Source organism: Fibrobacter sp. UWB3 (assembly GCF_002210405.1).
GTDB lineage: Bacteria > Fibrobacterota > Fibrobacteria > Fibrobacterales > Fibrobacteraceae > Fibrobacter.
The window spans coordinates 15,288-29,550 of the sequence record NZ_MWQJ01000008.1 but is presented as its reverse complement, the minus strand read 5'-3'; the positions used below and the strand labels follow the sequence as shown (position 1 = coordinate 29,550).

At 49.5% G+C, this 14,263-nt stretch carries 9 protein-coding genes; 6 read left to right on the top strand and 3 right to left on the bottom strand.

Going from position 1 to position 14,263, the window contains the following annotated elements; genetic code table 11:
• Positions 1 to 86: 86 nt before the first annotated feature.
• The 3 genes from B7991_RS09890 to B7991_RS09880 all read right to left on the bottom strand — a co-directional run bounded on the left by B7991_RS09890 (position 87) and on the right by B7991_RS09880 (position 4,725).
• Positions 87 to 1,016, bottom strand: a complete 930-nt coding sequence (locus tag B7991_RS09890; protein ID WP_088630679.1) for an Rpn family recombination-promoting nuclease/putative transposase — start codon at positions 1,014 to 1,016, stop codon at positions 87 to 89.
• 185 nt (positions 1,017 to 1,201) lie between these two features.
• Positions 1,202 to 3,349: a glycoside hydrolase family 30 beta sandwich domain-containing protein gene (locus B7991_RS09885; protein WP_088630678.1), complete on the bottom strand. Its 2,148-nt coding sequence runs from the start codon at positions 3,347 to 3,349 to the stop codon at positions 1,202 to 1,204.
• Positions 3,350 to 3,552: 203 nt separating this feature from the next.
• Positions 3,553 to 4,725 (bottom strand): sugar transferase, encoded by a 1,173-nt coding sequence (locus B7991_RS09880; RefSeq protein WP_088630677.1) that lies wholly within the window; start codon positions 4,723 to 4,725, stop codon positions 3,553 to 3,555.
• A 246-nt stretch (positions 4,726 to 4,971) separates the two neighbouring features.
• Here B7991_RS09880 and B7991_RS09875 point away from each other — a divergent pair, with 246 nt between their 5' ends.
• The 6 genes from B7991_RS09875 (at position 4,972) to B7991_RS09850 (ending at position 14,139) form a co-directional block, all read left to right on the top strand.
• Complete coding sequence (locus tag B7991_RS09875; protein ID WP_254917929.1) at positions 4,972 to 7,743, top strand: TIGR02171 family protein; 2,772 nt, start codon at positions 4,972 to 4,974, stop codon at positions 7,741 to 7,743.
• A gap of 46 nt (positions 7,744 to 7,789) precedes the next feature.
• Positions 7,790 to 9,079: a homoserine dehydrogenase gene (locus tag B7991_RS09870; RefSeq protein WP_073423289.1), complete on the top strand. Its 1,290-nt coding sequence runs from the start codon at positions 7,790 to 7,792 to the stop codon at positions 9,077 to 9,079.
• Positions 9,080 to 9,092: 13 nt separating this feature from the next.
• Positions 9,093 to 10,544, top strand: coding sequence for a sugar transferase (locus B7991_RS09865; RefSeq protein WP_088630675.1), 1,452 nt, complete (start codon positions 9,093 to 9,095; stop codon positions 10,542 to 10,544).
• Complete coding sequence (nadC, locus tag B7991_RS09860) at positions 10,544 to 11,407, top strand: carboxylating nicotinate-nucleotide diphosphorylase (RefSeq protein WP_088630674.1); 864 nt, start codon at positions 10,544 to 10,546, stop codon at positions 11,405 to 11,407. Before B7991_RS09865 ends, nadC begins: the two co-directional genes overlap by 1 nt.
• Before the next feature lie 205 nt (positions 11,408 to 11,612).
• Complete coding sequence (locus tag B7991_RS09855; RefSeq protein WP_088630673.1) at positions 11,613 to 12,548, top strand: UDP-glucuronic acid decarboxylase family protein; 936 nt, start codon at positions 11,613 to 11,615, stop codon at positions 12,546 to 12,548.
• A 109-nt stretch (positions 12,549 to 12,657) separates the two neighbouring features.
• A complete protein-coding gene (locus tag B7991_RS09850; RefSeq protein ID WP_088630672.1) occupies positions 12,658 to 14,139 on the top strand; it encodes a DUF3943 domain-containing protein in 1,482 nt (493 codons plus the stop codon).
• Positions 14,140 to 14,263: the final 124 nt, after the last annotated feature.

The window sequence follows — 14,263 nt, the reverse complement described above, 5'->3', positions numbered from 1 at the left end:
CATCAATCCGAGCTAAAAAGAAATTGCTTTGGCGCAACCGCCCCGCAATGACGTGGATGTCGAGCGCAACAGGAGCGCCTGCGGTCCTATTGTTTCTCGATCTCCGTCTTAATCGCAAGAACATCTGATTCTGGAAGATCAGAAATACGTACGACCTTTTCTACAGAATCACCTTCGACAAGCATTTTCTTTGCCATCTCGTGTTTAGCCATATTCTGGCCCCGATCAATGGCAGCCTTGTTGATGGCATATTCATCCCATTTGGCTTTTTGAGCTTCGTCAATCATTTTCTGTTCCTCTTTCGATAATTTAGCCAAATATGCGGTCGAAAACAAGAGCTCAAAAGCTGTGTTGGCATACTGCTTGGGCATCTGCGTCATATTTTTTATGTTCTTGAGTACGTAAAGTCCTTTATCTAGAGTTGTTTCCAGCTGGTCCAATGGCTTATTGAACTTTGGAAGTTCCACAAATGCAAAAGAGAGTATGTTGCTCACGCTAGCTCCATTAATCTCGCGAAGCTTTGCCCGACGAATGTAGCGGTCATCGGCAAATACATTAAATTCCATGAAAACAACTGTAACGACGGGATTCAGTTCATAATTGTATTGCTTGCCGCGTACCCCTTGTGCAATAATCGTCTGTGATGCGTAATAAATAGCACGGTTGACGATGTTTTCCTGCATAAGAAGTTGCACTTCGATGATAAAGCGTCGCTGTGCAGAATCAATGCAATATAGGTCAAAGACTGTTGTTCGATTTTCGTTTGACCCATCATTAAATTCCTTGTTCCGGGACTGTACATCAACAATTGGCGATGCGATTTCGCCTTCGAGCACAGCGTTCAAAAGCGCAATCAAACAGACTTTGTTTTTAGTATCGGGATTGAAGGCCTTCTTGAATGTCCTATCTGTAAGGAGGTCTGCAAAAACACCTGCCCCCCTATATTCCTCATAAGTTCTAGCCTCGCTAATGGTTTTGCCCCAATGAATTTCAGATATGTTATTGTTGTTTTCCATAATTTTTTCTTAGTTAAACGCCCGATGATGTCGGGTTCATGGACAGAAATGAGTTCCCTACCCATTACATTAACACGCTTTTTTGAGGATTTTATTCCGAAAAATTTTTGTAAAAATGAAGAAAGTCTAAAAAGGAAAAACGGCCCGCGTTTGCGGACCGTTTTAATGAATAATAGAAAATCCTGTTACTTCTTGATGACGCGCTGGACGTTGGCTTTGGTCTTCAAAATGTAGGCGCCCTGGCGGATGCTCGGCTTGAGCGTGCCGTTTTCGTTGAGAGCTTCGCTCTTGAGGCCCTTCCAAACGAGGTTGCCGTTCATGTCAAAGATGTATGCCTGCATCTTGGAGTCGTTGATGACGGAGCGGTGGGCCATCTTGATTGCAGATCCGGTGCCCGTGCAGCCCGTGGCGACAATCTTTGCGATGTAAATGCCTGCGGCTTCGCTGTTGAAAGTGAGGGCGGTAGAACCGTTTTCGCCTTCTTTCTTGAGGGAGACCTTGGTTTCGCTCCACTTGGATCCTGCGGCGAGTTTGCCGTATTCGTAATCGACCCAGCTGCTGCCTGCAGCGCCGCCCACGTTCACGTAAGCGTCAGAAGTGCCCTGGCTGCGCATCGTGATGACGATGCTTGCGCAAGAGGAGAGGGCTTTGGCGCCTTCGGCGCTGATGTTCAAGAGCTGGTTCTGGTAGCCGCAAGATTCTTCGGACTGGTCGCAGCCGGCGAGCGGAACGCTGGCGTAACCTGCAATGCCGTCGATGGCGGTTGTGCCGTAGGTGACGTCGGAGAGCTTGTCACTCATGGCTTGCCAGCCAGAAACATCGGTGGAAGTCGTGTAGTCGACAATCACGACATCATCGGTCGGAACGATAATCGGTTCGACGTAGCTGGAGTCGCTTGTTTCGTCCTTGCAGTTGGCGACTAAATCGACTGAGGCACCTTTTTTATAAACGAGCGTCGTGATGGAACGTGCCGGCAAGACCGTGCAGTTTGAAATTGTCACGTTCTTGCTCTTGAGGCCGTTTTCCTTGGATTGCACGGCGGTAATGAGTCCGTAGCCTGCGATGGCCGGATTGTCAAGCTGGATGGCCGTGCTACCTGTATTGATGAGAACAGTAGTGATGGAGTCGCTGTTTGCGCTGAGGAAGGCGACCGTCTTGAGGTTTGCTTCGGCGGTGGATGTTGCAATAACGCTTGCACCCGGATTCACGAACTTGGAGAAGTGGCGCATGGCGTGGTATTCCGGGTGAATCTTGTAGCCTGCTTCATCGCAAACAAATTTGCCGCTGCCGTCCAGGTCCCAGCCTGCACCCGGGCAGACGCTAATCATCTGGGAGTGGTAACCCCAGAATAGCTGCCAGGCGATGTAGCCGGAGAGGCGACCGTCGGTAAAGCCGATTTGCATAATCTGGGCGAGGCCGAGCATGTCCTTTTCGCGCGGTTCGTCGAGCATCGGGCAGAATTCTGTCATGATGATGGGCTTGTCGCCCTTGCCGTAAACGTCGGCGATGGCCTTCATCGGCTTGCGGAAGTTTTCCGGGTCGAGGTAGTTATTGCCGGAGTTGTCGTTTCCGTCACCGGCATGGTAAAGGTGGTAGGAGTAGCCGTCGAGCTTGTTGGCGTCAAGTTCCTTGGCGTACTTTTCGAAGTTGCTGTAGCCGATGCCGAGAGGTTCGGGTCCGAGGAGTTTAGTCTGTCCCTTCACGGCGTCGTAGACGGCGTTCAAAGCTTCTTTGTAACCAGCGATTTCGTTAGTTTCTGTCGGTTCGAAGAGGGTTTCTTCGTAATCGGCTTCCATGTCCGGTTCGTTTTGGAGAGAAATGTAGTCCGGAGAGATGCCTGCGGCCTTGTAAGCTTCGAGGCTCTTCTTCCACCAGTTGGCAAAATCACTGTAGACGTATTTGCCATACGGGTCGCTGTTCGAGGGCTTGAGCGTGTTCTGGCTCTTGATCTTTTGTCCGTTTATCTTACCGTTCAGGCTGTTGCTCGGCTTGAGCTTTGCCGGGGCAGACCAGCTGGACATCTGGATTTTCATGTGGTCGCCGAGACGCTTTTTGGCTGCCTTGACGATGTCGATATCGTCTTGCAATTTCGTGGCGTCTTCGTCTTGATACCAGTTGCCGACACGGAGTAGGGAAAGGTTAAGACCGGTAAATGCTGTGTCGAAAATGGCTTCTTGATCTTCGGCAGGGAGGTTCTTGATCCAGCTCTGGTAGTAAACGCTTGCGCCACCGAAACCCGTAACTTTCTGGGCTGTTGCGCTCGGATCGACCGTAACGCTTGCGGCATAGGCGCTAGCTGCGAGCAATGCCGTAGAAATCAAATATTTTTTCATATTACACTCCTAAATTACACCGGATATATCCCTACACCGGTTCGACCATACACCGAGAGTTAAAGATACTAAAAGTAATAAGGAGTTTCAAGAATGTTTTATTCCTGCGTCATCCTGACCCTGCAAGGGGAAGGACCCAGTCAATTTATTACTAGAATTAACTGGATGCTTCGTTCTTCGAACTCAGCATGACGAGAGCGTGACTAGTATGCGCCGTCGCCCTTGAACACGACCTTGAACGTCTTCAAGATGAGCTTGAAGTCGTCCCCGAGCTTGCCATCGCGACGGATATAGTCGTTGTCGAGACGCATCTGCCCTTCAAACGGAATGTTGCTACGGCCGCTGACCTGCCAAATGCAAGTAAGACCCGGTGTCACGGAAAGGCGCATGCGGTGCCACGGTTCATATTCGGCCACTTCGGACGGAATTGGCGGGCGTGGTCCAACGATGGACATGTCGCCTTTGAGAATGTTGATGAGCTGAGGCAGTTCGTCGAGACTGAACTTGCGGAGAACGTGTCCGAACGGGTAAATACGAGGGTCGTTCTTCATCTTGAAGGTCTTGCCGCCTGTCTCATTCAAGGCCATGAGTTCTTTTTTGCGTTCTTCAGCATCGGCGTACATGCTTCGGAACTTGTACATGGTGAACAGAGCGCCATTCTTGCCAACGCGCGTCTGTTTGAATATAATCGGGCCCTTTGGATCGCTGATTTTTACGGCGAGTGCACAGAACAAAAGGAGCGGGGACAGTACAACCAATGCTGCGGAAGTGCAGGTGATGTCTACGATTCTCTTGATGATGTGTCTAAAGCGGATCTTGTGGGGGTGAACCCAGATATCCGAGAGGTTAAGCCTGTTGAGCGTGAAGAAACTTCCGTTGGTGCTGTTGAATTCCTTCAGCTTGTCGTCCATTTCGAGGTTGTCCTTTTCCTGATAGCCGGTGTAAAGGTATGCTTGGAAAATGGGTGCCTTAGGCTTGTGGCGAAGGGCCTGGATAAGGCCAGCGTCGTTGAGCTTGTGAAGAATTTCCTTGCGGATGCCCTCAAGCGTGCTCATGTCGGAATTCAAAAGGATGATGCCGATACCGCTGTTGTCACTCAAATAACCGAGAACATCGATAAAGCGCAGGTGCGAAAACATCGTAAGCACGCTGATCTTCCAGGTGTTTTCGACAATTTTAGAGGGACGGCCCCAGCCGAGCACATCGAACTGGTGCGAATAAATCTTGATGAAAAGGAATGGCTTGCGGGTGCGGTTCGCGCGCAAAAACTCCTCGTTTAACCGGGCTTTGAAGAGCCTGGCCGGGTAAACGATGTTCTTTAACTTTTGCTCGTTCAGAATCGAGCCGATTGTTGGATTTGCAGCTTCCTGTTCCATGGCCAACAATATAGTAAACTAAAGGCTTTTTTCAGTATATGTTGAATGGCGTTTTGTTGCCGAATTCCCGATTATATCGTAGATTTTGTGGTGAAGAAAGGAGAAACAGTGTTCTATAAGTTTTTGGGGATTATTTTTACAGTTTTTGTTTTGTGGGGGTGCTTTTCGAATTCAGTATCGGAGTCGGAAAGTGTAGTGGATTTGGGGAGCGATAGCCATGCGCGGTTTGCATTTGTAGATGACCGGATGCAACTTGTGGAGGGCGCAAAGGATACCGTTGTTCTCGGCACAAATAAGAAAGGTGCCAAATTTGATGAAACCCCAGAAATGAGGGTCTTACTTGATTATGATTTTTGGATGGATGTCCGAGGAGTGACTTGTGGCGACTTTATGTCGGTCTTGGAGTCGTCAACTCTTGTGAAGAATTTGGACTGCGGAAAAGATGATGAACCGATTGTCAGTATTACCTTTTTTGATGCTGTCCTCTATGCAAATGAAAAAAGCAAAAATGAGAATCTAGATACCGTTTATGAATATTCGAAAAAGACATTGGACAAGGCTGGGCATTGCGTTGGTCTAGAAGGTTTTTCGTTCCATTTGGACAAGGAGGGCTTCAGGCTCCCGACCGAAGCGGAATGGGTTAAGGTGGCATCAAAGGCCGATGGAAAAAACTTCGTCTTTTCTGAAAGTGTGAAGGAATTTGTCAATGACTTTAAGGGGTTGTTGAATAATTCGATTGTTGAAAATTTCGCTGGCGCATCGAACACGAACGAAGCGGATGAACGTATTGTTAAGGGCGGTTACGATTATGACTTGTCCTCCATAAACCTTTATTCTAGAAGCGATATTTATGCGGTCACACCGTCTACACTTGCCGACTATGTTGGATTTCGTTTGGCTCTAGGTGCAATCCCTAATGCGACTTTTTTGGATCAGGGCGGAAAGAAGGTGAATTCTCCTGTCAAGAAGGTTGCTTCTGCACTGAATTTGTGGGATTATACAAAGACTTCTAAAGTCAAGCTTGTCTTTAAAAACGAGGCTACAGGCAACCTCAATTACATTGATTATACAAAAGAAAATGATGTTGTAGAAATTGAAGATACGATTCCGGCTTATCATCCCGATATTTCCCCGGATGGATCTAAAGTGGCGTTCTGTACGGGTATTGAAGGTGTCGACCAGACTTCCCGACTTTATGTCCGAAATTTGGATCCGAACGGCTCTGGCCTTGTAAAGCTGGATGTCAAGAGCGCTGCTATTCCTCGCTGGAGCGTGCTTGTTAATGGCGATACCGTTATTACCTACGTGACTAATGCTGGTGATAATTCAAATGATAAGACTTTCAAAAGTGCAAGCACTTGGCAAGTGACTTTCATGAATGGAAAGTTCGGAACTCCGATAAAGTTGTTCGACGGTTCGTACCATGGCGGTATCAGTGAAGACGAGTCGCTTGCTGTGACCGGGTCGAAAGTTCTCCGCGCTCGTGTCCATAAAAAAGAGAAAACCTGGTATAATAAGGAACAGGCGTGCAACGTGTCGCTTGCTAAAGATTATAGCAAGCGTACGGCTTTTCTTGATTTTGGTGGTGAAATAGGCGCGGCTTTTGTTGGCGAAACGTACAGAGTCCACGAGTATCTGTTTATTGCGGACAGCTCTGGAAATCTTGTTCAAAGCGTGAGGGCGCCTGAGGGCTTTGTATTTGACCATTCCGAATGGGCTACGGGGCGTGTGAACCAGAATCTTGTGGCTACTCTTACAAATGTAGAAGGGGCTCACTCGAAAATAGTTCTTGTCCATTTGGCAGATAGTTCTGTTACAAGTCTTGTTGAAGGCGAAGAATTGTGGCATCCGAGCCTCTGGATTCAGGGCAAATCGATTGCGCTCTCCAGTAGCTCAAGCTGGGTCTCTAGCAGTTCCCAAAAATCGAGTTCCTCAGCCGAACGCATCGAGAGTTCTAGCAGCGTGAAATCGAGCTCAAGCAGTGTAGAATCAGGCCGCGTAGAATCAAGCAGCAGCGAAGAGGTTGCTTCGAACTCTTCGAGTTCTCGCGATGACGGTAAAAGCTCTAGTTCTCGCAATGGCGACGAAAGTTCTAGCAGTTCTTCGGACAATCTGGTTGAAAATTTTGTGCTGGATGAAGATAGCGCTGGTTTTTATGTGAAAAACAATGAATTCCAGGAAGCTCATTGGAGTTACAAGATGGAACTCGTCTGGACGTACAGTGACCAGGCTGATGTAGCCATTTTGGGATCCTCGAGAGCGCATCACGGTGTTATCCCATCGTTGTTCAGTGACAAGTTCTTCGTAGTGAATTTTGCCAGTGCGCATGGAAACCTTCACAGTTCCCATTATATGGCCATAAATTACATTTTGCCCCACTACAAAAAGTTAAAGTATATCATTGTCGATATCAGTTTTGACAGGCTTTGGCTTACAAAGGAAAACAGCTTCTTTTATAATAGTAGCCCCAGCATCAAGGGTTACGTTTACGACGCCAATCACGACTTCTGGAAGTCTGGAATCCCTGACGGTTTGCTTGAAATGACACGGGATGTTCCCAAGGTTTCTTCCTATGCGGCTAATTTGACCGAACGCGGCTATATGCCGTTAAGGGGATGTAGCGAGTGGAGGGGGAGCCCTCGCCCAGAAAAGGATAAGAATTGGCTGGATACGGGACGCGTTCGTCTCGAAGAAACAATGGGCTACCTCGCGGACATTGTCGAACTTGCTGCACAAAGGAACATTAAGGTGGTCGGGGTGGAGTTCCCTCAAAATCCCAATTACAAGAATGTGGATGCTTACGGAAAGTACGGGCTGCGCAACAGCGATGCTCCTGAAATCATTGAACGTTTAAATGGGCTAGCCCAGAAATACGGCAATTTCACCTTCTTTGACCAGCATAAAATGGGGGAACATGATTACCTTGAGGGGATGAATTACGATGATGACCATCTTTGCCGTACCGGGGCTGAGCAAATGACCCATCGCCTGGACTCGCTGTTGAAAACGCTGGAGTGACTTTTTACTACATTATAGCGCGTAAAATTTAAAATGGAGACGCTATATGTTGCGTATTGGTTTAATTGGCACGGGTACCGTTGGTGGTGGTGTCATTCAGATTCTTGAACAGAAGATTGCCGAATATAAGGAAAAGCTTGGCGTTGAACTGCAGCTCGCTTGCATCTGCGCTAAGTCCGAAGAAGAAGTGGCCCCGTACAAGGCTAAGGGCTACAAGGTCTCGACCAATGCCGACGAAATGATTGCTGGCGACGATATCGACGTGCTCGTGGAACTCGCCGGTGGCTACAACATGCCGCGTAAGTGGATCCTCGCTGCTCTCGAAAGCGGCAAGCACGTGGTTACCGCTAACAAGGCTCTCCTTGCCAAGTACGGTCACGAAATTTTCCCGCTCGCCGCAAAGAAGGGCCTGCATGTCTTGTTCGAAGCTGCTGTCGGCGGTGGCATTCCTATCATCCGCAGCGTCCAGGAAGGCTTCGTTGGCTCTACGGTCGAAAGCCTCAGCTGCATTATCAATGGTACTTGCAACTACATCTTGAGTCGCATGGCCGAAGAAGGTCTCGATTTCGATGTCGTCTTGAAGGACGCCCAGAAGCTCGGCTTTGCTGAAGCAGACCCAACTTTCGATATCGAAGGTATCGACTCCGCCCACAAGACCGCCCTCCTTGCTAGCCTTTGCAGCGGCAAGCGCGTGGACTTCGAAAAGATCCACGTCACCGGTATTTCCAAGATCACCGCTCAGGATATCGCATTTGCTAAGGAACTCGGCTGCTGCGTGAAGCTCCTCGGTATCTACCACCGCGACGGCGACCGCGTGGACGCCCGTGTCCATCCGTGCTTCGTCCCGAACACGAACTTGCTCTCTAACGTGAATGGCGTTATCAACGCTGTTTACCTCAAGTGCGACAATCTCGGCGAAACGGTTCAGACCGGTGCCGGTGCTGGCCGCCTCCCGACCGCATCTGCAGTCGTGGCCGACCTCGTGTCCCTCGCTCGTTCTACCGACCAGGGCAGCCGCAAGGCACTCCCGATGGGCTGGTTCAACGTCGAAAACTCTGCAACGCTCGTTCCTATCTCCGAAACTAGCGCCCGCTACTACCTCCGCTTCACGTCCCGTGACGCTTGCGGTGTGCTCGCCAAGATCACGAAGATCCTTGCAGACAACAACATCTCTATCGAAACGATTATCCAGAAGAACGTGAACGACCCGGGCAAGGTGTCCATCGTCGTCATTACGGAAAAGACTCTCGACAGCAAGCTTTCCAAGGCTGTCGATGCAGTGAACTCTCTCTCCGAAATCGTTGAGAAGAGCCAGGTCATCCGCTTCCTCGCTTAATTAAGGGTCGTATATGATTCGCGCAACTACTTTGGAACGAGTACTTCTGATCCTCTCGGATTTTGCCGCTTTGTCGATTTGTTTCGCCTTGGCGTTTTGGGTTCAGTTCCATAGTGGCTGGATTGTAGATAAGTTTGACCCGAGCAAGACGTTCGAAAGCTATTGGCAGTACGGACTTGTCTTGAATATCGGGTGGCTTACTCTATTTACCTTTGCCGGATTGTATCGCTCCTGGTTGTTGCTTTCAAGAACGCACCAAGTCTTGCGCGTCCTCAGGGCCGTTGTCATTGGTGTGGTCTTAGTGATTGTCTGTCTTTTCGGTGCTGAATTCATGGGGAAGGTCTTCACGAACCAACCGCTCAGCGAAGGCTATCTTTATGGATCTCGGTTCCCGTGGATATTTATATATGGCGGTTTAGCCATTTTGCTTGTCGGCTTTTTCCGTATGCTCATCTATATCTTCTTGCGGGCTTTGCTCCGTTTGGGATATGGTGCGAACAACATCCTTGTGCTTGGCGCTACGGAAGCGGGCCGAAAGATTGCAGAAGATTTGGCAAAGACTCCAGCCCGTGGTCAGCGTGTTGTTGGCTTTGTCGATGAACGTTTCCAGGTGTTGCCGAAGACGTTTGCAAATGTTCCTATTCTCGGAAAGTATTCCGATTTGCCGGCTCTTGTCAAGAAGTACAAGGTCAGCGGCATTATCATTGCGCACGAAAGTACCTCTCCGCAAGAGATTATGCGTGTGCTCGTCTGGATTTGCGAACTCCCGCTCCACATTTATATTGTTCCTGAACTGTATAGCGTTGTGAATGGACGCTTCAAGGCTAACCTTGTTTACGGCTTTGAATTGCAGGAACTTTTTGCGTTTACGATGCCGCCTTGGCAGGTGCGTGTCAAGCGCATTATCGATATTGCTTTTGGCTTGTTCCTCGGGCTTTTGTCGCTTCCGGTTTGCTTGTTTGCTGCCATTGCGATTAAGCTGGATGACCATGGCCCTGTTTTCTATTCGCAGGAACGCATTGGCCTTTATGGCAAGCCGTTTACGGTCTACAAGTTCCGCACGATGCGTACCGATGCCGAAAAGTTCGGTGCCCAGTGGGCCACCAAGAAGGACCCGCGCATTACGCGAATCGGCCGCTTTTTGCGCAAGACCCGCATTGATGAACTTCCGCAGATTCTTTGTGTTTTGAAAGGCGACATGAGCATGGTGGGGCCGCGTCCGGAACGCGCTGTGTTTATCGGCAAGCTCCGTGAACAGATCCCGTTCTACATCAGCCGCCTCAAGATGAAACCGGGCCTCACTGGCTGGGCTCAGGTTTGCCACCACTATGATACGAGCATCGAAGATGTGCAGATCAAGCTCCAGTACGATATGTACTACTACGAGAATATGAGCTTGCTTTTGGACTTCCAGATTCTTGTACGAACAGTTTATGTTGTTTTAACCGGAAAAGGCGCACAGTAATGTACGGCGATAATTCTACTCCAGTATTCCCAACCGAAGATGCTTTGACCATGATCCGCCTCGCTTTGGCGGAAGACGTTCGCACGGGCGACGTGACCAGTGAATGGACCATCCCCGCGGACCAGAAACAGCATGCCCGCCTCATTGCAAAAGAAGATGGCGTGCTCGCCGGCCTTCCGATTATCGAACTCGTGTTTCAGGAACTCAAGGCAAACGCCAAGGTGACGCTCCACAAGAAAGATGGTGACGTCGTGAAGAAGGGCGACCTGATTGCCGAACTCGACGGAACAACGCACGAACTTTTGACGGGTGAACGCACGCTCCTGAACTTCATCCAGCAGCTCTCCGGTGTGGCAACGGTTGCCCACACGTTCCAGGAAGCCTTGAAGGGCGGTAAGACCAAGGTGCTCGACACCCGCAAGACGATTCCGGGTTTCCGCACTTTGCAGAAGTACGCCGTTCGCGTCGGTGGTGGTTCCAACCACCGCATGGGCCTCTTTGACATGGTGCTCGTGAAGGACAACCACATTGCAGCCGCCGGTGGCGTGCTCGAAGCTCTTGAAGTCGTCAAGAAGAACAACAAGCAGGGCTTGATGGTCGAAATGGAAGTCGAAAACTTCGACCAGCTCCGTGCACTCCTCAACAAGGGCGTTGACGTCATCATGCTCGACAACATGAGCAACGAAATGATGGCCGAAGCCTTGAAGATTATCAAGGAAAGCGGCGACAAGTGCCTCGTGGAAGGTTCTGGCAACATGACGCTCGAACGTGCGAAGCAGATTGCAACGCTCGGTCTCGACTTCATCTCTGTCGGTGCCCTCACGCACAGCGTCAAGGCCCTCGACATCTCGATGAGAATTTAATTCGAATTTGTTATGGCGGGCGTTGCCCCGCCATCTAGCTGTCATGCCCGATGCTGAATTGTCATGCCCGCCGGAGCCTGTGCTGAGCGCAGTCGAAGTAAGCGGGCATCTCCTATTTATAAGTCTACTAAGCTCTAACTTCTAACTGCGGCAAAGTCGCTCCTTTACTATATTTCCACTATACAGACGCTTTATGGGAGTTTTTATGCGTTGTTTAGTTACTGGTGGTGCTGGATTCTTAGGAAGTCACCTTTGCGAAAGACTTTTGAATGACGGTCACGAAGTCATTTGCCTGGATAATTACTTCACAGGCCGTATGGCTAACGTTGCCCACCTGCGCGACAACCGCAACTTTGAACTCATCCGTCACGATGTGACCGAACCGATTCTTTTGGAAGTGGATCGCATTTTCAACTTGGCCTGCCCGGCAAGCCCGATCCATTACCAGTTCAACCCGGTAAAGACCATCAAGACAAGCGTCATGGGCGCAATCAACATGCTCGGTCTCGCAAAGCGCGTGAAAGCCCGCATCTTGCAGGCTTCTACAAGTGAAGTCTACGGCGACCCGGCTGTGCATCCGCAGACCGAAGACTACTGGGGAAACGTGAACCCCATCGGCATCCGCAGCTGCTATGACGAAGGCAAGCGCGTCGCCGAAACGCTTTTCATGGATTACCACCGCCAGAACAAGGTCGACATCCGCATTGTCCGCATTTTCAATACGTACGGCCCGCGCATGCTCCCGAACGACGGCCGCGTGGTTTCGAACTTCATTGTCCAGGCGCTCAATGGCGAAGACATTACCATTTACGGTGATGGTAGCCAAACGCGTAGCTTCTGCTATGTGGATGACCTCATCGAAGGTTTTGTCCGCTTGATGAATCAGGACAAGATTATCGGACCGGTGAACATCGGCAATCCTGGCGAATTCACGATGCTCGAACTTGCGAAGGAAGTGCTTGAACTCACGGGCTCCAAGAGCAAGATTGTCTACAAGCCGCTCCCGGGTGACGATCCGAAGATGCGCCGTCCGGACATCACGCTTGCCAAGAGCGCTCTCAAGTGGGAACCGACCATCCCGCTCCGCCAGGGCCTCGAAAAGACAATCGTCTACTTCGATAACTTGCTCAAGTCGAAGTAACCATTTATCTTAAATATTTGTCTTTCATTCTCTAGTTTAGGGGAGTCGTCGAGACTCCTCTTTAAATTTTTTGACAAAGTTTTAGTTTTTGCGAAAAAGAGAGAGTGATATGTTTCGCAAACTGTTGTCATCGCTGTTATTTTTGTCTGTAGCCGCTTGGAGCGCACCCTTGTTTTCCGACCAAACGCTTCCTGAAGATTCTATCAATGTCGAATATTTTATAACCAATACGACGTTTGAAGATACCCTTGAAATCGATGCTTTGAACAATCCCACGGAGCTTTCTCCGTTTATTGTTTTAGGTGAAATTTTCGGATTTAACGGGTTTATCTGGGCGTGGGACCGTTACGTTCTCGATAAGGATTATGCGCGCACCGGGCCTAGCTATTGGAAGCGCAATTTCAAGGAAGGTTGGGAATGGGATCACAATCATTGGGCGATTAATTTTTACGGGCATCCTTATCAGGGCTCTGTTTATTACAACCTTGCGCGTGGTGCAGGTTATGGATTTTACGCAAGCCTCCTGTTTTCTGCCATCGGAAGCTACACGTGGGAAATGTTTGCCGAGACGGAATACCCTGCGCCGAATGACCTTATTGCGACATCTATCGGCGGTGCCGTTTATGGCGAAGTTTTGTACAGACTTTCAAGAAAACTCTATGGTGTAGACGAATCATCTTGGTATAATCAAGTGGGGGCTTTTGGAATTTCTCATGCCGCTTATTTGCAAAGAAAGGTATTTGGCAATCGCGACGGCATCACAGGGAATACTCCGATGGACCTGTCTATTTTCTTGGGAACTGGCTCGCACTTTGGAAACATTTATCGCTACGGTGGACGCAATGAAGATGACTTGGACCAGCGCTGGGACGATAAGCATGTCATGTACGGTGCCGAAATTGAATACGGCAAGCCGTTCCGGAAGGTTAAGCGTCCTTTTGATTACTTTACTTTGTTTACTCGTGGCGAAGTTGGCCCCGATGGAACGCTGTTTCAGCTTGACGTGACGGGCAAACTCATGAACGCCGGTGTTCATGGCCGTGGGCATTGGGTGGACTTTGCGACGTATCTCGACTATTGCACATTCTATGGCGACTTCGCGACGGTCGGTACAATTTCTATCGGTACAGGCATCGATTTCTCGCTTTGGCTTTTACCCTCGTTGCGGTTCCGCATGTACCACCAGATTTATTTCATATTGCTCGGTACGACGGACATGGGCTACGATGATCTGATTCGTGAAGTCCATCCGGATTATGAATCGAACATGGACAATTACCAGTACAATATGGGTGCAAAGTATGTTTTGGGTATTGAAGTTCTGATAGGCAAGAAGTTCCGGATTAAGAACAAGACGATTGTCGATGCGCTGCACACGATTCCGGGCTCGCTCCCGCACTATGGCGCCGATGGCTGGGACATGTTGCTGATGAACCACGCTTCTATGGAATACGATTTGACGGATAAAATTGCTATGGGCGGGCGCCTGGATGCTTATGCCAAAATTGCCGCCTATTCCTCCGAATTCTTTGAACCCATGAGCCGTGGCGTCTTCGCGTACACCCTGTACTTCAGCTATAAACTATTCTAAAAATCTAGCCTTGTTGTCATTCCGGCCTCTTGTCACCCCGGACTTGTTCTCTTTGACCACTTAGAGCTTCAGCTCTTATGTGGTCATGATCCGCGAATGGGGACGGGGCGGAATCGCCATCTTG

Excerpts from the sequence above, each read along its gene's own strand:
- B7991_RS09870 (WP_073423289.1), top strand. The coding sequence starts at position 7,790 with ATGTTGCGTATTGGTTTAATTGGCACGGGTACCGTTGGTGGTGGTGTC.
- B7991_RS09875 (WP_254917929.1), top strand. The coding sequence starts at position 4,972 with ATGCAACTTGTGGAGGGCGCAAAGGATACCGTTGTTCTCGGCACAAAT.
- B7991_RS09880 (WP_088630677.1), bottom strand. The coding sequence starts at position 4,725 with ATGGAACAGGAAGCTGCAAATCCAACAATCGGCTCGATTCTGAACGAG.
- B7991_RS09850 (WP_088630672.1), top strand. The coding sequence starts at position 12,658 with ATGTTTCGCAAACTGTTGTCATCGCTGTTATTTTTGTCTGTAGCCGCT.
- nadC (WP_088630674.1), top strand. The coding sequence starts at position 10,544 with ATGTACGGCGATAATTCTACTCCAGTATTCCCAACCGAAGATGCTTTG.
- B7991_RS09865 (WP_088630675.1), top strand. The coding sequence starts at position 9,093 with ATGATTCGCGCAACTACTTTGGAACGAGTACTTCTGATCCTCTCGGAT.
- B7991_RS09885 (WP_088630678.1), bottom strand. The coding sequence starts at position 3,349 with ATGAAAAAATATTTGATTTCTACGGCATTGCTCGCAGCTAGCGCCTAT.
- B7991_RS09855 (WP_088630673.1), top strand. The coding sequence starts at position 11,613 with ATGCGTTGTTTAGTTACTGGTGGTGCTGGATTCTTAGGAAGTCACCTT.
- B7991_RS09890 (WP_088630679.1), bottom strand. The coding sequence starts at position 1,016 with ATGGAAAACAACAATAACATATCTGAAATTCATTGGGGCAAAACCATT.